General features: G+C 52.6%; 18 protein-coding genes. 10 read left to right on the top strand and 8 right to left on the bottom strand.

What is annotated here, in order from left to right:
- Window positions 1-11: 11 nt before the first annotated feature.
- Window positions 12-1919 carry an ABC transporter ATP-binding protein gene (locus tag ICA20_RS15715; RefSeq protein WP_038639409.1) on the bottom strand — a complete coding sequence of 636 codons (1908 nt, stop codon included), beginning with the start codon at window positions 1917-1919 and terminating at the stop codon, window positions 12-14.
- 12 nt (window positions 1920-1931) lie between these two features.
- The gene (gene rlmKL, locus ICA20_RS15720) at window positions 1932-4040 is read right to left on the bottom strand and encodes a bifunctional 23S rRNA (guanine(2069)-N(7))-methyltransferase RlmK/23S rRNA (guanine(2445)-N(2))-methyltransferase RlmL (RefSeq protein WP_038639405.1); all 2109 of its coding nucleotides are present in this window, start codon (window positions 4038-4040) and stop codon (window positions 1932-1934) included.
- A gap of 98 nt (window positions 4041-4138) precedes the next feature.
- Here rlmKL and ICA20_RS15725 point away from each other — a divergent pair, with 98 nt between their 5' ends.
- On the top strand, window positions 4139-5245 hold the full coding sequence (locus ICA20_RS15725; RefSeq protein WP_038639402.1) for a YcbX family protein: 1107 nt from the start codon (window positions 4139-4141) through the stop codon (window positions 5243-5245).
- On the opposite strand, the gene zapC is transcribed toward ICA20_RS15725, so the two are convergent.
- Both zapC and pyrD read right to left on the bottom strand, forming a co-directional pair.
- Complete coding sequence (gene zapC / locus ICA20_RS15730) at window positions 5242-5784, bottom strand: cell division protein ZapC (RefSeq protein ID WP_038639397.1); 543 nt, start codon at window positions 5782-5784, stop codon at window positions 5242-5244. The genes ICA20_RS15725 and zapC overlap by 4 nt on opposite strands.
- A 165-nt stretch (window positions 5785-5949) precedes the next feature.
- Window positions 5950-6960, bottom strand: coding sequence for a quinone-dependent dihydroorotate dehydrogenase (gene pyrD / locus ICA20_RS15735; protein ID WP_038639394.1), 1011 nt, complete (start codon window positions 6958-6960; stop codon window positions 5950-5952).
- Between the two features lie 242 nt (window positions 6961-7202).
- Here pyrD and ssuE point away from each other — a divergent pair, with 242 nt between their 5' ends.
- The 5 genes from ssuE to ssuB are packed head-to-tail and all read left to right on the top strand — an operon-like array spanning window position 7203 to window position 11454.
- Window positions 7203-7778: an NADPH-dependent FMN reductase gene (gene ssuE / locus ICA20_RS15740; RefSeq protein ID WP_038639389.1), complete on the top strand. Its 576-nt coding sequence runs from the start codon at window positions 7203-7205 to the stop codon at window positions 7776-7778.
- Window positions 7771-8745, top strand: coding sequence for a sulfonate ABC transporter substrate-binding protein (locus tag ICA20_RS15745; RefSeq protein ID WP_087857549.1), 975 nt, complete (start codon window positions 7771-7773; stop codon window positions 8743-8745). The genes ssuE and ICA20_RS15745 overlap by 8 nt, the downstream gene beginning before the upstream one ends.
- Window positions 8742-9887, top strand: coding sequence for an FMNH2-dependent alkanesulfonate monooxygenase (ssuD, locus tag ICA20_RS15750; protein ID WP_038639379.1), 1146 nt, complete (start codon window positions 8742-8744; stop codon window positions 9885-9887). Before ICA20_RS15745 ends, ssuD begins: the two co-directional genes overlap by 4 nt.
- Window positions 9888-9898: 11 nt before the next feature.
- Window positions 9899-10690: an aliphatic sulfonate ABC transporter permease SsuC gene (ssuC, locus tag ICA20_RS15755; RefSeq protein ID WP_038639375.1), complete on the top strand. Its 792-nt coding sequence runs from the start codon at window positions 9899-9901 to the stop codon at window positions 10688-10690.
- A complete protein-coding gene (ssuB, locus tag ICA20_RS15760; protein ID WP_038639372.1) occupies window positions 10687-11454 on the top strand; it encodes an aliphatic sulfonates ABC transporter ATP-binding protein in 768 nt (255 codons plus the stop codon). Before ssuC ends, ssuB begins: the two co-directional genes overlap by 4 nt.
- Before the next feature lie 71 nt (window positions 11455-11525).
- Here the strand turns inward: ssuB and pepN are convergent, their stop codons facing one another.
- Window positions 11526-14138 (bottom strand): aminopeptidase N, encoded by a 2613-nt coding sequence (pepN, locus tag ICA20_RS15765; protein WP_038639369.1) that lies wholly within the window; start codon window positions 14136-14138, stop codon window positions 11526-11528.
- Window positions 14139-14404: 266 nt separating this feature from the next.
- Here pepN and pncB point away from each other — a divergent pair, with 266 nt between their 5' ends.
- The 4 genes from pncB (at window position 14405) to aspC (ending at window position 20226) form a co-directional block, all read left to right on the top strand.
- Entirely contained in the window at window positions 14405-15607 is a 1203-nt protein-coding gene (pncB, locus tag ICA20_RS15770) for a nicotinate phosphoribosyltransferase (protein WP_038639364.1), read from the top strand.
- Window positions 15608-15772: 165 nt separating this feature from the next.
- The gene (gene asnS, locus ICA20_RS15775) at window positions 15773-17173 is read left to right on the top strand and encodes an asparagine--tRNA ligase (protein WP_038639361.1); all 1401 of its coding nucleotides are present in this window, start codon (window positions 15773-15775) and stop codon (window positions 17171-17173) included.
- A gap of 605 nt (window positions 17174-17778) precedes the next feature.
- Window positions 17779-18852 (top strand): porin OmpF, encoded by a 1074-nt coding sequence (ompF, locus tag ICA20_RS15780; RefSeq protein WP_042309425.1) that lies wholly within the window; start codon window positions 17779-17781, stop codon window positions 18850-18852.
- Between the two features lie 183 nt (window positions 18853-19035).
- Window positions 19036-20226 carry an aspartate transaminase gene (aspC, locus tag ICA20_RS15785; protein WP_038639354.1) on the top strand — a complete coding sequence of 397 codons (1191 nt, stop codon included), beginning with the start codon at window positions 19036-19038 and terminating at the stop codon, window positions 20224-20226.
- A gap of 53 nt (window positions 20227-20279) precedes the next feature.
- Here aspC and ICA20_RS15790 read toward each other — a convergent pair whose 3' ends face one another.
- From ICA20_RS15790 to ldtD, 3 genes are all read right to left on the bottom strand, one after another.
- Window positions 20280-20927 (bottom strand): MBL fold metallo-hydrolase, encoded by a 648-nt coding sequence (locus tag ICA20_RS15790; protein ID WP_038639351.1) that lies wholly within the window; start codon window positions 20925-20927, stop codon window positions 20280-20282.
- Between the two features lie 28 nt (window positions 20928-20955).
- Window positions 20956-21504 (bottom strand): YcbK family protein, encoded by a 549-nt coding sequence (locus ICA20_RS15795; protein WP_003831948.1) that lies wholly within the window; start codon window positions 21502-21504, stop codon window positions 20956-20958.
- A gap of 177 nt (window positions 21505-21681) precedes the next feature.
- Window positions 21682-23433, bottom strand: a complete 1752-nt coding sequence (gene ldtD, locus ICA20_RS15800) for a L,D-transpeptidase (protein WP_038639348.1) — start codon at window positions 23431-23433, stop codon at window positions 21682-21684.
- Window positions 23434-23437 lie beyond the last annotated feature (4 nt).

Consider the following 23437-nt stretch of genomic DNA (forward strand, 5'->3'; position numbering starts at 1 on the left):
GCTCCTTTAAATTATGCGCCATTCTTCAAAGATTCAAGATACTCCCAGCGCTCAAAGGCTTGCTCAAGTTCTTGTTCCGCTTCGTTCAGATTAGCTAAAACTTGTTGCGTTTGCTCGTGCGGCTGACTGAAAAAAGCGGCGTCAGCAACCTGAGCTTGTAATGTTTCCAGCTTAGCTTCCAGTTCTTCAAGCAATGCGGGGAGCTGCTCCAGTTCGCGCTGCAGTTTATAGCTTAGTTTGCTCGTGCCACGTTTGACAATTTCTGCTTTAGGAGCAATAGCTTCCTCTGTTTTTTTCACAACGGGCTGTTTAAACGCCACATGCTGCGATTGCTGGCTGCGCGCGTCATGGTAACCGCCGACATAACGACCAATTTTACCACCGCCTTCGAAGATCCAACATTCCGTAACGGTATTATCCACAAACTGACGGTCGTGGCTCACCAGCAGTACGGTGCCCTGATAGCTGTCAATCAGCTCTTCAAGCAGTTCCAGCGTTTCGACGTCAAGATCGTTCGTTGGTTCATCGAGAATTAAAAGATTACTGGGTTTCAGGAACAAACGCGCCAGCAACAGACGATTTCGTTCCCCACCGGAGAGCGCGCGTACTGGCGTCATCGCCCGTTTCGGGTGGAACAGGAAGTCCTGCAGGTAGCCCAGCACATGGCGGGGTTTACCGTTAACCATCACCTCTTGCTTACCTTCGGCCAGATTGTCCATCACGGTTTTATCCGGATCCAGTTCAGCGCGGTGCTGATCGAAATAAGCCACTTCCAGCCTGGTCCCAACATGAATACGTCCACTGTCAGCCTGCAGTTGGCCTAACATCAGTTTGAGCAGCGTCGTCTTGCCGCAACCGTTAGGGCCAATTAACGCAATTTTGTCGCTGCGCTGCACCTGCGCGGAGAAATCTTTTACCAGTTGCTTACCATCAACCTGATAATCCACATTCTCCATTTCGAAGACAATCTTGCCCGAACGGCTCGCCTCTTCAACCTGCATCTTCGCCGTGCCCATCACTTCGCGACGTTCACCGCGCTCGCGACGCATCGCTTTCAGGGCGCGCACACGGCCTTCGTTACGGGTACGACGCGCTTTGATACCCTGGCGGATCCAAACCTCTTCCTGCGCCAGCTTGCGATCAAACTCCGCGTTTTGTAACTCTTCTACCCGCAGCGCTTCTTCTTTCTCCAGCAGATACTGATCGTAGTTCCCCGGATAGGTCACCAGTTTGCCGCGGTCAAGATCAACAATACGCGTCGCCATGTTGCGAATAAATGAACGGTCGTGGGAAATGAAAATGATTGTTCCGTTGAAGGATTTCAGGAACCCTTCCAGCCAGTCAATTGTTTCAATGTCCAGATGGTTCGTCGGTTCATCGAGCAGCAATACGCGCGGATTACTCACCAACGCGCGGCCCAGCGCCGCTTTACGCAGCCAACCACCAGACAGCGACGAAAGCGCGGCGTTAGGATCCAGCCCCAGTTGCGCCAACACTTCATTAATGCGACTTTCGAGCTGCCACAGATTGTGGTGATCGAGCATTTCCTGAACCCGCGCCATCTCATTCAGATTTCTGTCGCTGGGATCGGTCATGACAAGGCGCGAAATATCATGATACCGCTTCAGGTATTCAGCCTGTTCCTCAATACCTTCGGCAACGAAGTCATACACGCTGCCCTCGACGTTACGCGGCGGATCCTGTTGCAGACGCGCGACGACCAGATCCTGCTCATAAATAATACGCCCGTCGTCAAGACCCTGTTCACGGTTCAGGATCTTCATCAGCGTCGATTTGCCCGCGCCGTTACGGCCTACCAGACAGACGCGTTCGTTATCCTCGATATGCAGTTCCGCATTATCAAGAAGGGGCGCATCGCTGAACGACAGCCATGCACTATGCATACTGATCAATGACATTTACTTATCCTTTCAGGCTGCGGTAATCAGCCAGCAATTGTGGATCTGACGGTTACGGGCAAAGTCCTGGGAAAGCGTTTTTTGGGTAATTTCTTGTGCTTTCAATCCCAGCTCAGTCAGCCCCTCGAGATCCATACGGAATCCACGTTTGTTGTTGGAGAACATGATCGTCCCGTCTTTACGTAACAGACGTTTCAGATCTTTCATCAGCGCCAGATGATCGCGCTGCACATCAAACGAATCTTCCATGCGTTTAGAGTTAGAGAACGTTGGCGGATCGATGAAAATCAGATCGAACTGTTCATTGGCATCGCGCAGCCAGCCCAGACAATCGGCCTGAATTAAACGGTGAGCGCGACCACTCAGGCCGTTCAAACGCAGGTTGCGTTCAGCCCATTCCAGGTAGGTACGCGACATATCAACCGTCGTGGTGCTCCGCGCGCCGCCCAGTCCGGCATGAACGCTGGCGCTACCGGTGTAGGAGAACAGATTGAGGAAATCCTTACCTTTACTCATCTGACCCAGCATGCGACGCGCAATGCGGTGATCGAGGAACAAACCGGTATCAAGATAGTCAGTCAGGTTCACCCACAGACGAGCGTTGTACTCGCTTACCTCAATGAATTCACCCTTCTCATTCATCTTCTGATACTGGTTCTTGCCTTTTTGACGTTCACGGGTTTTCAGCACCAGTTTATTCGGGGCAATCTCAAGTACCGAGAGCGTAGCGGCAATGATGTCGAACAGGCGTTGACGCGCTTTCTGCGTATCGACCGTTTTTGGCGGCGCGTATTCCTGCACCACGACCCAGTCACCGTAGCGATCTACCGCCACGTTGTATTCCGGCAGGTCGGCATCGTACAGGCGATAGCATTCAATACCTTCCTGACGCGCCCATTTTTCCAGCTTCTTAAGATTCTTACGCAGGCGGTTGGCATAATCTTCCGCGACCGTGGCAGGCTTACTGTCGGCGGTGGTTTCTGCAACGTGATAGTTCTTCTGCACGCAATCCAGCGGACCATTTTTCGCTTTAAACTGCTTATCAGCACGTAATTGCAGGCTGCTGAGCAAATCCGGCGAGGCGCTAAACAGGGACAGATTCCAGCCGCCAAACTGGTTTTTCATTGTGCGCCCCAGCAGGCTGTGCAGGGCAATCAGCGCCGGTTCGCTATCCAGACGTTCGCCGTACGGCGGGTTGCTGATAACCGTCCCGTACGGTCCTTTCGGTAACGGGTTGCTCAGTTTGGCGACATCTTTAACTTCAAACGTCATCAGATCGGCAATTCCGGCGCGACGGGCGTTACTGCGTGCTTTTTCAATTACGCGAGTATCGCTGTCAGATCCATAGAAGTGCGAGGTGTAGTCTGCGAGACCCTTACGCGCGCGCACCTGCGCTTCGGCTTTAACCTCTTGCCACACAGCGTCATCGTGCTGCGCCCAACCGCTAAAGCCCCAATAACCACGGTGCAGACCAGGCGCACGATCGGTTGCCCACATCGCCGCTTCAATCAGCAGTGTACCGGAGCCACACATCGGATCGAGTAACGGCGTGCCCGGTTGCCAACCTGAACGCATTACAATGGCGGCAGCCAGCGTTTCTTTAATCGGCGCCTGACCTGCGCGATCGCGATACCCACGCTGATGCAGGCCATCACCGCTCAGATCGAGCGCAATACTGGCGGTATCTTTATTCAGCCACACGTTAATGCGCAGACCCGGAGATTCACGATCCACATTCGGACGCGGCAGATTTTTACGGGTAAAGGCGTCGACAATCGCATCCTTTACCTTCAGCGCCCCGTACTGACTATTACGAATGGTTTCGTTCAGGCCGCTAAAATGCACCGCAAATGTAGCGCCCGGATTAAATATCTCTGTCCAGTCGATTGCCTGAACACCGAGGTACAGATCAAGATCGCTGTAGACCTTGCAATCTCCCATCGGCAGGATAATGCGCGAGGCCAGGCGGCTCCACATCAGGCTCTGGTAAACAAGCCGCGTGTCGCCCTTAAAATGGACACCACCCTGAACGACCTGACACTCCAGCGCGCCAAGGTTTTCCAGTTCAGTTTTTAACAGCTCTTCCAGCCCGCGGGCCGTACTGGCAAACAGAGAATTCATAATGTCACTTTTACTCCGAGAAAATTGCTGCGCATTATAGCTAATATGGGTGGTATGTCATAAAGTTGAAGGCTTATTTTCGCTCGAGGGGCTGTACAGTGGTCACGTTAACCCGACTTTTTATTCATCCGGTTAAATCAATGCGCGGTATTGGGCTTACCCACGCTCTGGCAGACGTTAGTGGTCTCGCCTTTGATCGCATATTTATGATTACCGAACCTGACGGGACGTTCATTACCGCCCGACAGTTCCCACAGATGGTGCGTTTTACCCCTTCCCCTTTCCACGATGGATTGCATCTTACGGCGCCAGACGGTAGCAGCGCGCTTGTGCGATTTGCCGACTTCGCCCTGCAGGATGCGCCGACGGAAGTGTGGGGCAACCATTTTACCGCGCGGATTGCGCCAGCGGCTATCAACCAGTGGCTGAGCGGTTTTTTCTCCCGTGACGTGCAGCTTCGCTGGGTTGGTCCGCAGCTGACGCGCCGAGTGAAGCGCCGCGATGATGTTCCGTTATCCTTTGCCGATGGTTATCCCTACCTTTTAACTAACGAAGCGTCATTGCGCGATTTGCAACAGCGCTGCCCGGCAAGCGTAAAAATGGAGCAGTTTCGCCCCAATCTGGTGGTTTCAGGCGCTGCCGCCTGGGAAGAAGATACCTGGAAAGTGATCCGCATTGGCGAGGTTATTTTTGACGTGGCTAAACCTTGTAGCCGCTGCATTTTCACCACCGTCAGCCCTGAGAAAGGTCAGAAGCATCCGTCCGGCGAACCGCTGGCCACGCTGCAAAGCTTTCGCACTGCGACGGATAACGGCGATGTCGATTTTGGTCAGAATCTCATTGCGCGTAACAGTGGCGTGATTCGCGTCGGCGACGAGGTTGAAATTCTGTCCACCGGTCCGGCCAGAGTATATGGCGCGGCAGAAACCGATGATACTGCCCCGGTGCAACAACCCGATGCCACGGTGCTTATCGAGTGGCAGGGACAGACCTTTCGCGGAAATAATCAGCAGGTATTGCTTGAACAACTGGAAAACCAGGGTATCCGGGTTCCCTACTCATGTCGGGCGGGAATTTGCGGATGCTGTCGAATTCGGCTGGTAGAAGGCGAAGTGACCCCGCTGAAAAAATCAGCGATGGGAGATGACGGGACAATTCTGTGCTGCAGTTGTGTGCCCAAAACGGCAATCAGGCTGGAAAGTTAAACCGCCTGCTCAAGGCTGAAACTGTCAACCATTGTCTGCGGTTTCAGTCTGTCATTCATGATTTTAATTGCGTCGCCAAGCTGCATGGTGCGTCCGGCAATCACCACACCCGGTTGCGCCAGCAGACAAAGCGCAGCGTTTTCACCCGGCTCAACCACTAACAGGTTTACCTGTTCATCGGTATCGCTTAAATCGACACAGGCAGCGTCCCCTGGCACTGGCGTCCAGTTAATGCCGTGGGCGACAAAGTGCCAACTTTTTGGCATCTGCGGCTTAAGATAACGAATAGCCACCAGCGCATTGAGCACCAGTTCCGCTTTTTGTTCTTTCGCTAAATCCAGGTAGCGGCATTTTTCTTCAAAGGAAAAATAAAGCGCGGCGTCATCAACGCAAAATCCGGAAGGAGTAAAGGCATCAGGCGTGAGCATTTTACGAGCAAAACGCGAACGGAATAACATACCATTGGCTAAATCGAGCATCATACGATCGTGCTCTTCATCATAATACCAGCGCCAGTTATCGTCGGGTTTAATTCGCATCAGTTTCTCTCCTTTCCTTAATCATCGCCGTTACGACAGTATCCTTTTGCCGCTTCGTTTATTGCCCTAATAATAAAAGCTCAGAATGTTTAAATAAGCAACAGTAAAGGAATATAAAACAACCAGGGCTAGAAATAAAGCCCTGGATTGTGATTAAGGTAGCATTCAGATATTGGTGACGATTTCTTTAATCAACGGCGGGCCTTTAAAAATAAAGCCCGAATAAATCTGTACCAGGGTAGCGCCGGCGGCTATTTTCTCGCGCGCGGCAATCACCGAGTCAATACCGCCAACGCCAATAATCGGTAACTGACCATTTAATTCCTGAGACAACTGGCGAATAATTTCTGTACTTTTTAATTGTAACGGACGACCGCTCAGCCCCCCCATTTGATCGCAATTTTTCATTCCCTGTACGAGAGAACGATCGAGAGTGGTGTTAGTTGCAATTACACCATCAATATTATGCCGAACTAAACTGTCGGCAACCTGGATCAGTTCTTCGACGGAAAGATCCGGCGCGATCTTTACGGCCACCGGAACATATTTATGGTGGATCGCTTGCAGATCGTTTTGCTTATTTTTAATTGCCGTCAGCAGATCATCCAGCGCTTCACCGTATTGCAGCGTGCGTAATCCCGGCGTATTCGGTGAAGAGATATTAATCGCGATATAACCGGCATAAGCATAGACTTTTTCCATACAAATCAGATAGTCATCTTTGCCGTTTTCTACCGGAGTATCTTTATTCTTACCAATATTAATGCCGAGAATGCCGTCAAAATGTGATTTCTTAACGTTCTCTACCAGATTATCAACACCCAGGTTATTGAATCCCATGCGGTTGATCAAACCTTCCGCATCCACCAGACGGAACAGACGTGGTTTATCGTTCCCGGGCTGAGGGCGTGGCGTCACGGTACCAATTTCAATTGAACCGAATCCCATCGCACCGAGCGCATCAATGCACTCCCCGTCTTTATCCAGTCCGGCAGCAAGCCCGAGCGGATTTTTAAACGTCAGCCCCATACAGGTAACCGGTTTTGCGGGTACTTTCTGGCGGACAAGCGCTTCGAGCGGCGTGCCGGTAATGCGACGTAACTGCTGGAATGTCAATTCATGAGCGCGCTCAGGATCGAGCTGGAAAAGGGCTTTACGAACGAAGGGGTAGTACATGAACTCTCCTGGATTCCCGGTGTGCAAACCGGGGGCGTATTATGTGCGATCGCGAGCAAAAAGGGAATTGACCTGCGGCAATAAATAGCAATCGTTTTCCTGCTTCTGCCGTTTTATTCATTTTTCAACTTTTCTATCCCGTATAAATCATTTCGATAAACAAAATCTCTCTGCCAGACTGCACGAATTGTTATCAATGTTAAATAAAAGCGAACAATTAGTTATAAGGGGAGATTGAAATTATGCGCGTCATTACTCTGGCGGGAAGTCCACGCTTCCCCTCTCGCTCCAGCGCCTTACTGGAATACGCCCGGGAAAAACTGAACGACCAGGATGTCGAAGTCTGTCACTGGAATCTGCACAACTTTGCCCCAGAAGACCTGATCTATGCGCGCTTCGACAGCCCAGCGCTGAAAACCTTTGTCGAACAACTGCACGACGCCGACGGATTGATTGTTGCAACGCCGGTCTACAAAGCAGCTTACTCCGGAGCGTTGAAAACGTTGCTCGATCTGCTTCCCGAACGCGCACTGGAAGGAAAAGTGGTTTTGCCGCTGGCAACAGGCGGTACCGTTGCGCATTTACTGGCCGTTGATTACGCGCTTAAGCCGGTGCTGAGCGCGTTAAAAGCCCAGGAAATCCTGCACGGTGTTTTTGCTGATGATTCACAGGTCATTGATTATCAGCATAAACCGCAGTTTACGCCCAACCTGCAACTGCGTCTGGACAATGCGCTCGACACCTTCTGGCTGGCGTTGCATCGTCGTGATGTCCAACTTCCTCAATTGAATGCTCTGCGAGGTGCCGCCCATGCTTAATCTGCTCAAGCGTCACACGCCGTGGTTGGCGTTGACCGGATTGCTGTCACTTTCAACGCTCGTCCATGCCGCAGAGTCTGCACCAGACGCGCTGCGCATAGGTTACCAGAAAGGAAGCGTCAGTATGGTGCTGGCAAAAAGCCATCAGTTATTGGAGAAACGCTACCCACAGACCAAAATCTCGTGGATTGAGTTTCCGGCAGGGCCGCAAATGCTGGAAGCACTCAATATTGGCAGTATCGATCTCGGCAGTACCGGTGACATTCCACCGATTTTCGCCCAGGCCGCCGGAGCCGATCTGGTTTACGTTGGCGTCGAGCCGCCCAAACCAAAAGCCGAAGTGATTCTGGTGCCCAAAAACAGCCCGATCCAGAGCGTTGCGCAGCTCAAAGGGCATAAAGTCGCCTTCCAGAAAGGTTCCAGCGCCCACAATTTACTGCTGCGAGCCTTACAACAGGCCGGGCTGAAATTTACCGATATTCAACCAACATATCTGACACCCGCAGATGCCAGAGCAGCCTTCCAGCAAGGTAACGTTGATGCGTGGGCTATCTGGGATCCTTACTATTCCGCCGCGTTGCTGCAGGGTGATGTGCGCGTGCTGAAAGACGGCTCAGACCTCAAACAGACCGGCTCCTTTTATCTTGCCGCGCGTCCTTATGCCGAGAAAAATGGCGCGTTTGTTCTTGGCGTGCTGGATACCTTTAGCCAGGCTGATGCGTTAACCCTCAGCCAGCGCCAGCAAAGTATTACCCTGCTGGCCAAAACCATGGGACTGCCAGAGCCGGTGATTGCGTCTTATCTTGATCACCGGCCGCCAACGACCATCTCACCCGTCAGCGCCTCGGTTGCCGCCCTGCAACAACAAACCGCCGATCTGTTTTATGACAATCGTCTGGTGCCGAAAAAAATCGATATTCGCCAGCGTATCTGGCAACCCACTCAGCAGACAGGAGCAAAATTATGAGTCTGAACATGTTCTGGTTTTTACCCACCCACGGGGATGGCCACTATCTGGGGACGGAAGAAGGCTCGCGTCCGGTCGATCACAGTTATCTGCAGCAAATCGCGCAGGCTGCCGATCGCCTGGGATTTACCGGCGTTTTGATCCCAACCGGTCGCTCCTGTGAAGATGCCTGGCTGGTAGCCGCCTCCATGATCCCTGTTACTCAGCGGCTCAAGTTTTTGGTCGCGCTGCGTCCAAGCGTAACCTCGCCAACGGTTGCCGCACGCCAGGCTGCAACGCTCGACAGACTCTCTAACGGCCGGGCGCTGTTTAACCTGGTGACCGGCAGCGATCCGCAGGAGCTGGCTGGCGACGGCGTGTTTCTTGATCACACCGAGCGCTATGAAGCTTCTGCTGAATTCACCCAGATCTGGCGTCGGCTGTTACAGGGAGAAACGGTGGATTTCAACGGCAAACATATGCACGTCCGCGGCGCGAAGCTGTTTTTTCCTCCCGTACAACAACCCTGGCCGCCGCTTTATTTCGGCGGTTCTTCCGATGTCGCGCAAGACCTGGCTGCCGAGCAGGTTGATCTCTATCTGACCTGGGGTGAACCGCCTGAACAGGTGAAAGAGAAGATTGAGCAAGTGCGAGCCAAAGCAGCAGCGCTTGGACGCAAGATCCGCTTTGGTATTCGTTTGCATGTGATCGTGCGGGAGACGACGGATGAGGCGTGGCAGGCAGCGGAGCGTCTGATTTCGCATCTTGATGACGACACGATTGCCAAAGCCCAGGCCGCCTTCTCAAGAACAGATTCGGTTGGCCAACAGCGGATGGCCGCGCTGCACAACGGTAAACGCGACAAACTGGAAATAAGCCCGAACCTGTGGGCAGGCGTTGGGCTGGTGCGTGGCGGCGCCGGAACCGCGCTGGTCGGCGACGGCCCGACCGTCGCAGCGCGCATAAACGAGTACGCCGCGCTGGGTATCGACAGCTTTGTGCTGTCGGGGTATCCGCATCTGGAAGAGGCGTACAAAGTTGGCGAGCTACTGTTCCCGCATCTGGATGTTTCGATACCTGAAATTCCACAGCCACAGCGTCTGCACCAACAAGGCGAAGCGGTGGCTAACGAATTTATTCCCCGTAAGGTCGCGCAAAGTTAAGGAGCACGCTGATGACAACACCGAAAAACAGGTGGCTATTGCGCCTCGCACCCTGGTTTTTGCCGGTAGGTCTGGTGGCGCTCTGGCAGATAGCCTCGTCAATGGGCTGGCTATCCACCCGCATCCTGCCCTCCCCGGAAGGCGTTGTCGAAGCCTTCTGGACACTTTCCGCCAGTGGCGAGCTTTGGCAGCATCTGGCGATCAGTTCCTGGCGCGCGCTGATCGGATTCTCGATCGGTGGATCGTTAGGTTTGACGCTGGGACTCATCAGCGGTCTTTCACGCTGGGGGGAACGCCTGCTGGATACGTCGATACAGATGCTGCGCAACGTTCCCCATCTGGCGCTGATCCCGCTGGTGATTTTGTGGTTCGGCATTGATGAATCGGCGAAGATCTTTCTCGTCGCCTTGGGCACACTGTTCCCGATTTACATCAACACCTGGCACGGGATCCGCAATATCGATCGCGGCCTGGTGGAGATGGCGCGCAGCTATGGGTTGTCCGGCTTTTCACTGTTTATCCATGTGATCCTCCCCGGCGCCCTGCCCTCGATTATGGTTGGCGTACGCTTCGCCCTTGGGCTGATGTGGCTGACGTTGATCGTTGCGGAGACCATTTCCGCCAATGCCGGCATTGGTTATCTGGCGATGAATGCGCGAGAATTTCTGCAAACCGACGTGGTGGTAGTGGCCATCATTCTCTACGCCCTGCTCGGCAAACTTGCCGATGTCAGCGCCCAACTGCTGGAGCGAGTCTGGCTGCGCTGGAACCCGGCTTACCATGTGAAGGAGGCTACTGTATGAATACCGCTCGCTTGAATCAGGGTACGCCGCTTTTGCTGAGCGCCGTGACCAAACAATACGCCGCCAATACGGTGCTGAATCAATTAGATCTGCATATTCCGGCAGGGCAATTTGTTGCCGTAGTGGGCCGCAGCGGCGGTGGCAAAAGCACCTTGCTGCGCCTGCTGGCTGGGCTGGAATCGCCCACTTCAGGCGCATTACTTGCCGGAACTACCCCGCTGGCAGAGATTCAGGATGATACGCGCATGATGTTTCAGGATGCGCGTCTGCTGCCATGGAAAACGGTTATTGATAACGTTGGTCTGGGGCTGAAAGGTCAATGGCGCGATGCGGCCCGTAATGCGTTGGCCGCTGTTGGCCTCGAAAACCGGGCACAGGAGTGGCCTGCCGCCCTGTCTGGCGGCCAAAAACAGCGCGTGGCCCTGGCGCGGGCATTAATTCACCGCCCTGGCCTGCTGTTACTGGATGAACCGCTCAGCGCGCTGGATGCGTTAACCCGTCTTGAGATGCAGGATCTGATCGTCTCGCTATGGCAGGACCACGGCTTTACGGTGCTGCTGGTGACGCACGATGTCAGTGAGGCCGTCGCGATGGCAGACCGCGTGCTGTTGATCGAAGATGGCAAAATCGGGCTGGATCTGACGGTGGATATTCAGCGCCCCCGCCGTTTGGGATCGGTGCGGTTAGCCGAACTGGAAGCGGAAGTGTTGAACCGGGTTATGAAGCGTGGCGAAAATGAAGTTCAGCTACGCAAGCAGGGTTAAAAACGCCGGATGGCGCTACTGCTTATCCGGCCTACGCGTGAATGGTAGGCCGGATCCATCCGGCAATATTATCAGGCTAACGCTTTGTCAATCTTCTCGAACAGATCGCCGGAGAGATTCTCGAGGCCTTTCAACTGTTCCAGCGCCGCACGCATCTTCGCCTGACGTTTGGCATCATAGCGTTTCAAACGAATCAACGGCTCAATCAGACGTGACGCCACCTGTGGATTGCGGCTGTTCAGCTCAGTCAGCATATCGACCAGGAACTGATAGCCGCTGCCATCTTCCGCATGGAAAGCCGCCGGGTTGCTGCCCGCAAAAGCACCAATCAGGGAACGAATACGGTTCGGGTTACTCATACTGAAGGAACGATGCTCCAGCAGACCGCGTACCGTTTCCAGCACGTTTCTCGCCGGGCTGGTGGATTGCAGGATAAACCATTTATCCATTACCAGACCGTCATGATGCCATTTATCGTCATACTCCTGCATCAATGCGTCACGGCATGGCAGTTGCGCCGCCACCGCAGCGGACAGCGCCGCCAGGGCGTCAGTCATATTGTTCGCTTCGCGGTACTGCTTGCTAACCAACGTGTCAGCCAGATGGGTTTCGCCAAAGGCCAGGAAGCGCAGGCAGGCATTGCGCAGCGTACGCTTACCAATATCAGCATGCTCAACGCGGTACTCGTCAAGATGATTAGCGTTATAGATAGCGAGGAATTCATCCGCCAGCTCAGCCGCCAGCGTGCGGGTCAATGCTTCGCGAACTTCCGTTATCGCCACCGGATCGATGATGTCGAACAGTTCGGCGATTTCATTTACCGAAGGCAACGTCAGGATTTCTGCCGCTAGCGCCGGATCGATTTTCTCATCGAGCAAAATCGCGCGGAAAGCATCGGCCACATGTACCGGCAGCGACAACGGCTGGCCCTGCTGATGACGGGCAACGTTGAGCTTAATATAGGTCGCCAGCAGACTTTGCGCCGCATCCCAACGAGAGAAATCGTTACGCGCATGACGCATCAGGAAGGTCAGTTGCTGATCGCTCCATTTGTATTCCAGTTTTACCGGTGCGGAGAATTCGCACAGCAGTGCCGGAACCGGCTGGAAGTACACGTTATCAAAGACAAACGTCTGTTCTGCCTGGGTCACGTTGAGCACAGCATTCACCGGATGCCCGCCTTTTTGTAGCGGGATCACTTTCCCTTCGTTGTCATACAACTCGAGGGCGAAAGGAATATGCAGCGGTTGTTTCTCGGCCTGATCCGGCGTGGCTGGCGTACGCTGGCTGATAGTCAGCGTGTATTGTTCCGTTGACGGATTGTAGTCATCACGCACGGTCAGAATCGGCGTACCGGACTGACTGTACCAGCGGCGGAAATGAGAGAGATCGACATTGGACGCATCTTCCATCGCCTGCACGAAATCATCACAGGTAGCAGCGCTGCCGTCATGACGCTCAAAGTACAGCTGCATCCCTTTCTGGAAGTTAGTCTCACCCAGCAGAGTGTGGATCATACGAATGACTTCAGCGCCCTTTTCATACACGGTCAGGGTATAGAAGTTGTTCATTTCGATGACCATATCCGGGCGGATCGGGTGCGCCATCGGGCTGGCGTCTTCGGCAAACTGCAGGCCGCGCATGGTACGTACATTGCTGATACGGTTTACCGCACGTGAGCCGAGATCGGAACTGAACTCCTGATCGCGGAACACGGTTAAACCTTCTTTCAGGCTCAACTGGAACCAGTCGCGACAGGTCACACGGTTGCCGGTCCAGTTATGGAAATATTCGTGACCAATAACGCGTTCAATATCGAGATAGTCTTTGTCGGTGGCCGTATCGGTGCGGGCCAGCACATATTTGGAGTTAAAGATGTTCAGACCTTTATTCTCCATCGCGCCCATATTGAAGAAGTCGACGGCGACAATCATATAGATGTCGAGGTCATACTCGAGGCCGAAACGCTCCTCATCCCATTTCATGGAGTTTTTCAGCGAGGTCATTGCCCACGGCGCACGGTCCAGATTGCCGCGATCAACATACAGTTCCAGCGCCACTTCACGTCCTGAGCGGGTGGTAAAGCTGTCACGCAGGACGTCGAAATCACCGGCTACCAGCGCAAACAGATAGCACGGTTTCGGGAACGGATCCTGCCACTGCACCCAGTGACGACCGTTTTCCAGTTCACCCTGCGCCACGCGGTTGCCGTTAGAGAGCAGGAACGGATATTGGGTTTTATCGGCGATAATTTTGGTGGTAAAACGCGCCAGAACATCGGGTCTGTCGAGATACCAGGTAATATGGCGGAACCCTTCTGCTTCACACTGGGTGCACAGCGCATCGCCAGACTTATACAGTCCTTCCAGCGCGGTATTGGCCGCCGGGCTAATTTCATTCACGATACGCAGCGTAAAACGTTCCGGCAGTTGACTGATGACCAGAGCGCCCTCTTCTTCTTTATACTCTGTCCACGGCTCGTCGTTCACGTGGATTGACACCAGGGTCAGATCTTCGCCATCCAGGCGCAGCGGCGCACTGGACGCACCATGACGGACAGCCTGGCTCACGGCGGTGACCACGGTTTTTTCAGCATCCAGGTCAAAGGTCAAGTCAATATCGGTAATCTGGTAATCCGGCGCACGATAGTCGTGACGGTATTTGGCTTGTGGCTGTTGTGTCATAAAAAAACCTTTAGCATCTTTGGTAGAGTCTCGGCTTCAGTCTATTCCTGTTGCGTAAATCGCGCTACGCAGAATGTTCATCTTTTCAGGCACAAACGCCCTTTTTGCTACATTTTCATAACACGCGGCACGAATTGCCCTCGACCAGAAAGACAGCTTATGGTGTGATCGGGGTTCAATAAATCGCTAAACAGGGTATACTCCAGCGGTTTTCTTAGTTGTTTATTGTACTAAACGCTCCCGTGAGAGGATGCTACTGCGCACCTATGACACAATTCGCTTCTCCTGTTCTGCACTCGCTGCTGGATACAGACGCTTATAAGTTGCATATGCAGCAAGCCGTTTTTCACCACTACTATGATGTACAAGTAGCGGCTGAATTTCGTTGCCGTGGCGATGACCTGCTCGGTATTTATGCCGATGCTATTCGTGAGCAGGTGAATGCCATGCAGCACCTGCGACTGCAGGAGGACGAGTACCAGTGGCTCTCCGGCCTGCCTTTCTTTAAAGCTGATTACCTCGCCTGGTTACGTGATTTCCGCTATGACCCGGAACAGGTGTGCGTCACCAACGATAACGGCAAGCTGAACATCCGCTTAACCGGTCCATGGCGTGAAGTGATCATGTGGGAAGTCCCGCTGCTGGCGGTTATCAGCGAACTGGTGCACCGTTACCGTTCGCCCGAATCAGGCGTCCCACAGGCACTCCATGAGCTGGAAAGCAAACTAGTCGAATTCTCTGCTTTAACGAAAGATGTCGATATGTCCCGCTTCCATCTGATGGATTTCGGTACGCGCCGTCGTTTTTCACGCGAAGTACAGCAGGCCATTGTTAAACGCCTGCAGCAAGAATCCTGGTTTGTCGGCACCAGCAACTACGATCTCGCCCGTCGTCTGTCATTAACCCCGATGGGTACGCAAGCGCATGAGTGGTTCCAGGCTCATCAGCAAATCAGCCCGGAGCTTGCCACCAGCCAGCGCGTTGCGCTGGCCGCATGGTTAAATGAATACCCTGATCAACTCGGGATTGCGCTGACGGACTGCATCACCATGGACGCGTTTTTACGCGACTTTGGCGTTGAATTTGCGACCCGTTACCAGGGCTTACGTCACGACTCTGGCGATCCGGTTGAATGGGGTGAAAAAGCCATTGCCCACTATGAAAAACTGGGGATTGATCCGCTGAGCAAAACGCTGGTGTTCTCCGATAACCTCGATCTGAAAAAAGCGATTGAGCTCTACCGCCACTTCTCTTCTCGCGTACAGTTGAGTTTTGGCATTGGTACACGGCTAACGTGTGATATTCCGCAGGTTAAGCCGCTCAATATTGTTATCAAGCTGGTGGAATGTAACGGCAAACCGGTAGCGAAGTTATCTGATAGCCCCGGTAAAACCATCTGCCACGATAAAGCGTTTGTTCGTGCGTTGCGCAAAGCTTTCGATTTGCCGCATATTAAAAAAGCCAGTTAATCTTCACAGGGAGCCACATCGGCTCCCTTTTCGCGTTTATTTCCGAAATCTTTCACTCCAGCAACGAATTCTGCTTGTCTGATTGCAGATGCCAGGTAACATAGGTATCCCCCCATTACGGGTGGACATGTGTTTATATATCCGACTATTAACAGAGAGAATATTATGAGCGTTGTGCCTGTAGCCGACGTACTCCAGGGCCGCGTAGCCGTTGACAGCGAAGTCACCGTGCGCGGATGGGTACGTACCCGCCGAGATTCAAAAGCTGGCATCTCCTTCCTCGCCGTTTATGACGGTTCCTGCTTTGATCCTGTACAGGCCGTCATCAATAATTCTCTGCCCAATTACAATCAGGACGTATTGCGCCTGACAACGGGCTGTTCAGTTATCGTAACGGGTAAAGTCGTTGCGTCGCCTGGACAGGGACAGAGCTTTGAAATTCAGGCCACTGAGGTTGAAGTCGCGGGCTGGGTTGAAGATCCTGACACCTACCCAATGGCGGCCAAGCGTCACAGCATCGAGTATCTGCGTGAAGTGGCGCACATGCGTCCGCGTACCAACATGATTGGTGCGGTAGCGCGTGTACGTCATACGCTGGCGCAAGCGCTGCATCGCTTCTTCCATGAGCAGGGTTTCTTTTGGGTATCCACGCCGCTGATCACCGCTTCCGATACGGAAGGCGCTGGTGAGATGTTCCGTGTTTCTACGCTGGATCTGGAAAACCTGCCGCGTAACGATCAGGGAAAAGTCGACTTCGATAAGGACTTCTTCGGTAAAGAAGCCTTCCTGACCGTTTCTGGTCAGTTGAACGGCGAAACCTACGCCTGCGCCCTGTCCAAAATTTATACCTTTGGCCCGACGTTCCGTGCGGAAAACTCTAACACCAGCCGTCACCTGGCGGAGTTCTGGATGCTGGAGCCAGAAGTGGCTTTCGCTAACCTGGACGACGTGGCTGGCCTCGCTGAAGCCATGCTGAAGTATGCTTTCAAGGCCGTACTGGCAGAGCGTGCGGATGATATGAAATTCTTCGCTGAACGCGTCGACAAAGACGCGATTTCACGCCTGGAACGTTTCATTGACGCCGACTTCGCGCAGGTGGACTACACCGACGCGGTAAGCATTCTCGAAAAATGCGGCAAACAGTTTGAAAACCCGGTTTACTGGGGTGTGGATCTCTCTTCCGAGCACGAACGTTATCTTGCTGAAGAGCACTTTAAAGCGCCAGTTGTGGTTAAAAACTACCCGAAAGATATCAAAGCGTTTTATATGCGCCTTAACGAAGACGGTAAAACCGTTGCGGCAATGGACGTACTGGCTCCGGGAATCGGTGAAATCATCGGTGGTTCTCAGCGTGAAGAGCGTCTGGACGTGCTGGATGCCCGTATGCTGGAGATGGGTCTGAATAAAGAAGATTACTGGTGGTATCGCGACCTGCGCCGCTACGGTACCGTTCCGCATTCCGGCTTCGGCTTAGGCTTCGAGCGTCTGATTGCCTACGTTACTGGCGTGCAGAACGTCCGTGATGTCATTCCGTTCCCGCGTACTCCGCGTAACGCCAGCTTCTAAAGCTGAATTTTTAATCCAAAGGCCAGCATTCATTGCTGGCCTTTTTTGTAACCGCTCCACGTTACAGGGATCCCCATAACACGTTAGATACAACCCTTCGCCTCCCCTCTTCCTGTTACGTAATATTTCACAGAAACACATTCGCACAAAAAATAATCAGCAGTTTTATTGTGGATTAGCATTTTCTGATTAAATAGTACATTTTTTAACCTTTCACATGGCTGTCCAGATGTCCATAAATCACCTTCAGTTAAATCAGTTCTTTTAGTCATAGCGAAGAAAAAGCGGTCTTAGCAAAATTAAATATAAGAAAATCATATAAATAGAAATAATAGGGGTAATTTTTAGCGCAGAGACATCTGAAGTTTGAAGTTGTTCACAAAGTTGCACAAAAATAACATTTTGTTACATATTTTTTCTTTTTGAAACCAATTCTTTATATTTGTAGCACTTTGAGAGTAGCGAAACGATAGTTTGAATGGAAAGATGCCTGTCAGACACATAAAGACACCAAACTCTCATCAATAGTTCCGTAAATTTTAATTGACGGAATTTATTGGCGGCAGTGGCAGGTGTCATATAAAAACCGATGAGGGTAATAAATAATGATGAAGCGCAATATTCTGGCAGTGGTTATCCCTGCTCTGCTGGTAGCCGGGGCAGCTAACGCTGCAGAAGTTTATAACAAAGATGGCAACAAAGTAGACATTTACGGTAAAGCCGTGGGTCTGCACTATTTTTCCAAGCACAACGGTGAAAATGCCTACGCTGCTAACGGCGATCAGACATACGCCCGTCTTGGTTTCAAAGGGGAAACTCAGATTAACGACCAACTGACCGGTTACGGCCAGTGGGAATACAACTTTGCCGGCAACAATGCTGAAGGCTCAAACGCGCAGGACGGTAACAAAACTCGTCTGGCGTTTGCCGGTCTGAAATTCGGCGACGCGGGCTCCTTCGACTACGGTCGTAACTACGGCGTCGTATACGATGCGCTGGGTTACACCGATATGCTGCCAGAATTCGGTGGTGATACCGCTGCTTCTGACCAGTTCTTCTCCCAGCGTAACGGCGGTCTCGCAACCTACCGTAACTCCAACTTCTTCGGTCTGGTTGAAGGCCTGAACTTCGCCGTTCAGTACCTGGGCAAAAATGAGCGTGATGACGTTCGTCGCTCTAACGGTGATGGCGTTGGCGGTTCTATCAGCTACGAATTCGACGGCTTCGGTATCGTAGGTGCATATGGCGCAGCTGACCGTACCGATGCTCAACAAAACCCGGCTCTGCGCGGCCATGGCGACAAAGCTGAGCAGTGGGCGACCGGCGTTAAGTACGATGCGAACAACATCTACCTGGCAGCTAACTATAGCGAAACCCACAACGCAACCCGTATCGCTAACGGTTATGCCAACAAAACTGAAGACGTGCTGTTGGTTGCCCAGTATCAGTTCGACTTCGGCCTGCGTCCGTCCCTCGCCTATACCAAATCTAAAGGTAAGGACATTGAAGGCATCGGTGACGTAGATCTGGTGAACTACTTCGAAGTGGGTGCGACTTACTACTTCAACAAAAACATGTCCACCTATGTTGATTACATCATCAACCAGATCGATTCTGACAACAAACTGGGCGTAGGCTCTGACGACACCGTCGCAGTAGGTATCGTTTACCAGTTCTAATAGCAGACCTCTTTGTTAAATGCCTAAAAAACAGGACTTCGGTCCTGTTTTTTTATCTCTGCTAGCGGATTCTTGCGTCTTAAAAAAACACCTCAGCTTTTCGTCAGTAACGGTTGGCATTTTGTAAATCTACCGTTAACCTGATAGCGGACTTCCCTTCTGTAATCACTATGGAACCTCGTCATGTTTGAGAACATTACCGCCGCTCCTGCCGACCCTATTTTGGGTCTGGCTGATTTGTTTCGTGCCGATGACCGCCCAGGAAAAATAAACCTCGGGATCGGTGTATATAAAGATGAGACAGGCAAAACGCCGGTACTGACCAGCGTTAAAAAAGCCGAGCAATATATACTGGAAAATGAAACCACCAAAAACTACCTTGGCATTGACGGTATTCCAGAGTTTGGTCGCTGCACTCAGGAATTACTGTTTGGTAAAGAGAGTTCGCTTATCAACGACAAACGCGCACGTACAGCACAGACCCCTGGTGGTACTGGCGCACTGCGTGTAGCAGCTGATTTCCTGGCAAAAAACACCTCGGCTAAATGCGTTTGGGTGAGCAATCCAAGCTGGCCGAACCATAAGAGCGTCTTTAACTCTGCCGGTCTGGAAGTTCGTGAATACAATTATTACGATGCGGCAAACCATTCTTTAGACTTTGATGCGATGCTGGCAAGCCTCAGCGAAGCGCAGGCCGGCGACGTGGTGTTATTCCACGGCTGCTGCCATAACCCAACCGGTATCGATCCAACACTGGAGCAGTGGCAAACGCTGGCTCAGCTTTCCGTCGATAAAGGTTGGTTGCCGCTGTTTGACTTCGCTTACCAGGGTTTTGCCCGTGGTCTGGAAGAAGATGCGGAAGGTCTGCGCGCATTCGCGGCGCTGCACAAAGAGCTGATCGTCGCCAGCTCCTACTCCAAGAACTTTGGTCTGTACAATGAGCGCGTAGGCGCCTGTACGCTGGTTGCAGCCGATGCTGAAACCGTTGACCGCGCGTTTAGCCAGATGAAATCAGCCATTCGTGCTAACTATTCCAACCCGCCGGCGCACGGTGCATCCGTAGTCGCTACGATTCTGAGCAACGACGCGCTGCGCGCCATCTGGGAACAAGAGCTGACTGATATGCGCCAACGCATTCAGCGCATGCGTTTACTGTTCGTGAATACGCTGCAGGAGAAAGGTGCAAGCCGCGACTTCAGCTTTATCATTAAACAGAACGGCATGTTCTCATTCAGCGGCCTGACTAAAGAACAGGTTCTGCGTCTGCGTGAAGAGTTTGGTGTCTATGCCGTCGCTTCCGGACGTGTAAACGTAGCCGGAATGACACCAGATAACATGGCGCCGCTGTGCGAAGCGATTGTCGCAGTACTGTAATCAATAGCGCATAAAAAAGGCCGCAATCGCGGCCTTTTTATTTATCTGCGCTTTTACCAGACAGGCATTTCATCCTGCAGGAACGGGTTATGCAACCGTTCGTGACCCAGCGTAGAAAGTGGACCGTGGCCCGGAATAAACGTCACGTCATCGCCCAACGGCAACAGTTTACGTTTAATCGAATCAATCAATTGGCTGTGATCGCCGCGCGGGAAGTCGCTGCGTCCTACGCCGCCTTTGAAAATCACGTCACCCGAAATCAGTAATTTTGACTGCTCATCAAAGAAGACCACATGCCCCGGCGTGTGGCCCGGACAATGCAGTACGTGTAACGTCACATTGCCCACGCTTATCCGGTCGCCTTCATTCAACCAGCGATCGGGCGTCAGCGGCTCACAATCTCCCAGGCCAAACATCCGGCTCTGAGCAGGCAGCCCCTGTAGCCAGAACTCATCTTCTTTTTCCGGGCCAATAACCGGTACACCATAATGCTGTGCCAGTTCAGCCGCCGCCCCAACGTGGTCAAGATGACCATGAGTGAGCAGGATCTGCATAAGCGTCAGACCGCTGGCATCCACTTCCTGTTTGATTTTCCCGGCATCGCCGCCGGGATCGACCAGCGCGGCCAGACGAGTCTGCTCACACCAGATTAACGAGCAGTTCTGGGCAAATGCAGTGACCGGAATAATACGATAGTTCATACAGCTCCTGTTTCATTAAGCTTACGGATCACCAGTGCCGTGCAGGTCCGGTGTCAATATGCACAAAGTTACTGCTGGGGTAGTATCCTACACCACCTGCGCGCATAGATAACGCAGCTTTGCGAATATTACTTAATGCGATGCCTTCAATATGGAAATCCATAGCCTGGCCTTTCGTGTGGTAGCTTTTCTTAGCGACACCACGGCTGCGAGCACGGAGTTCATTATTGGTATCGATTGAGCGATAGCCAGAGATCAGCTGTACGGGTTTACGCGTGCCCAGCAGGCCCTGCAGACGGAAGAGTTGGTCAAACAATCCCGGGTCAATGGATTTCACTTTATTGGCCCGAAAATCACGGAAAAAGTGGTTAAGTTTTGCTAATTCGTCCTGAATATAGCCCCTGCCATCAAAAAACTCTGCTTTTATTGACTCACCGGTATGCAGGTTATTCAGAGTCAAGATACGCGGACGTGGGGTAGAGAGTGTGGCAAATGCGGGCGTAGGCAGGATGGCAGCGCCGAGGGCAATGCCACCAAGCGCCAGCAGTTTGCGGCGATTAGCGTCAAATTTGTCCATGGTATTAAGATCTACAAGGTCAATGTTATCGTATGTATGCTCTAGCGCACGCGGGAAACCTTATCTGGCTAAGTAGTCCACGTCAAGGCTCCCAACCCCAGGAAATACGGGGCTTACAGCCATTTTGCCCCGTTTCCGACATAACTTACGACAATCATTTTCCTCGAACTGCTTCATTTATCTGATTAATTGTTCGGCTTTTGACACAATTTGTGCGCTGGATCGCGCTGTCAGATCGTAATTGTAAATATCTGTACGATACTGCGTCCGACCATCCGCTCCCACAAACGCGGTCAGGTAGTAGAGATTGACCGGAATATTCTGGCGAATATTCACGTACCGTGTATCCCCTTGCTTCAGGGCGTCCGAGATGCGCGAATCATTCCATCCCGCATCCTGTAACAGCATATTCGCCAGCTCAGATGCCTTATTCACACGCACGCAGCCTGAACTAAGCGCCCGCGTATCTTTCTGGAACAGATTGTGATTCGGCGTATCGTGCAAATAAATAGCATCTGAACTCGGCATATTAAATTTATAACGTCCGAGTGAGTTACGCGCGCCCGGCGCCTGCTGGAAGCGGAACGGCAGATTGGATGCGGTGATGGTCGCCCAGTCAACCTGCCACGGATCTATCGTCTCTTTGCTATTCCAGCCGCGCATTACGGTATAGCCGTGACGCTCAAGGTATCCCGGATCATTCCACAACTTAGGCAGAATATCTTTTCGTGCCAGCGTCGGCGGGACGTTCCACGGCGGGTTCACGACCACATTATTCAGCGCACTGCTCATCATCGGCGTTTTACGATCGGGACGCCCGACGATGACGCGGGAGGCCAGCACCTGATTACCGTTCTGGTAATAGACCAGCGAGTAGGCAGGAATATTGACCATGATCCCGGTAGATAAGTCACTCGGCAGCAGGCGCAAACGCTGAATATTCAACGCCAGCACCCCCGCACGCTGCGCGGGCGTTACGTTCAGCCAGTCACGCGTCGCGGGTCCAATTGCGCCATCAGCCCCCAGCCCCTGCCAGGTCTGAAACCGCTTCACCGCCTCGACCAGTTCACTGCCGTAAGCGCTACGCCCTTCTTTAGCAGCCGTACTGACGACTGATTCGAGCATCCCGGTGCGGCGTAAAATTTCACGCAACGCGGGGATGTCGTTACTCCACTCGCCAGGACGCAGCGTCGCGGTACTGGTTAACTGCGGCCAGGGACGCGTATCGCTCACCAGTTTTAGCAACGATTCATGCATGGCTGCATACTGCGGATGCTGAGGCGCCAGGCTGGCAATAAACGACGTCAGTTGGCCATTATCCAGCGCCACCTGCCATTGGTTGATAACGGAAATCGGCGGAGTTGCCAGCGCATAGGGCTTGTTACTGTAGAGCCAGCGATTACCTTTGACAGGAATATTCGCGATAAAGTGCAGATATCCCATCAGGGCATCAGAAAGTACGATGTCTCGCGCCTGACCGGTTACCGCCGGGTCAGTCAGCAATGCGACCCAAGTGGTAAATTGCGGCTGGAAACCAGCAATCGCCACCTCGGCTAACTGTTGCTGAAATGCTTTTACCGCATCACGATTTTCCCACATCGGTTTCATATCGCGCGCAGCGTACAGCAGCTCCAACTGACTCATGTATACCGGCGTGAAGCCCGCTGGAAGTTGAGATTGTAATTCGGCGCGCGCCTTATCGACAGACATGCCCTCTGGCAGCGGTTGAATACCCGCCATAATAGCAGTAGCGGAAGATTGAACCTGCGGTTGCGATAACGCCGTAGGCTGTTCACTGACGGACGCTGAGCTGTCGCCAGGGATCATTTCAGGCTCATCGGCCTGCGCATTGAACAGTGGAGCGAATGTTACGGCCAGACACAAACTGATTGCCGAGAGCCGACGACCACACATTTTATTAAGCAACATCCCT

The organism is Citrobacter sp. C5_2, assembly GCF_014596845.2.
Classification (GTDB): domain Bacteria; phylum Pseudomonadota; class Gammaproteobacteria; order Enterobacterales; family Enterobacteriaceae; genus Citrobacter; species Citrobacter werkmanii.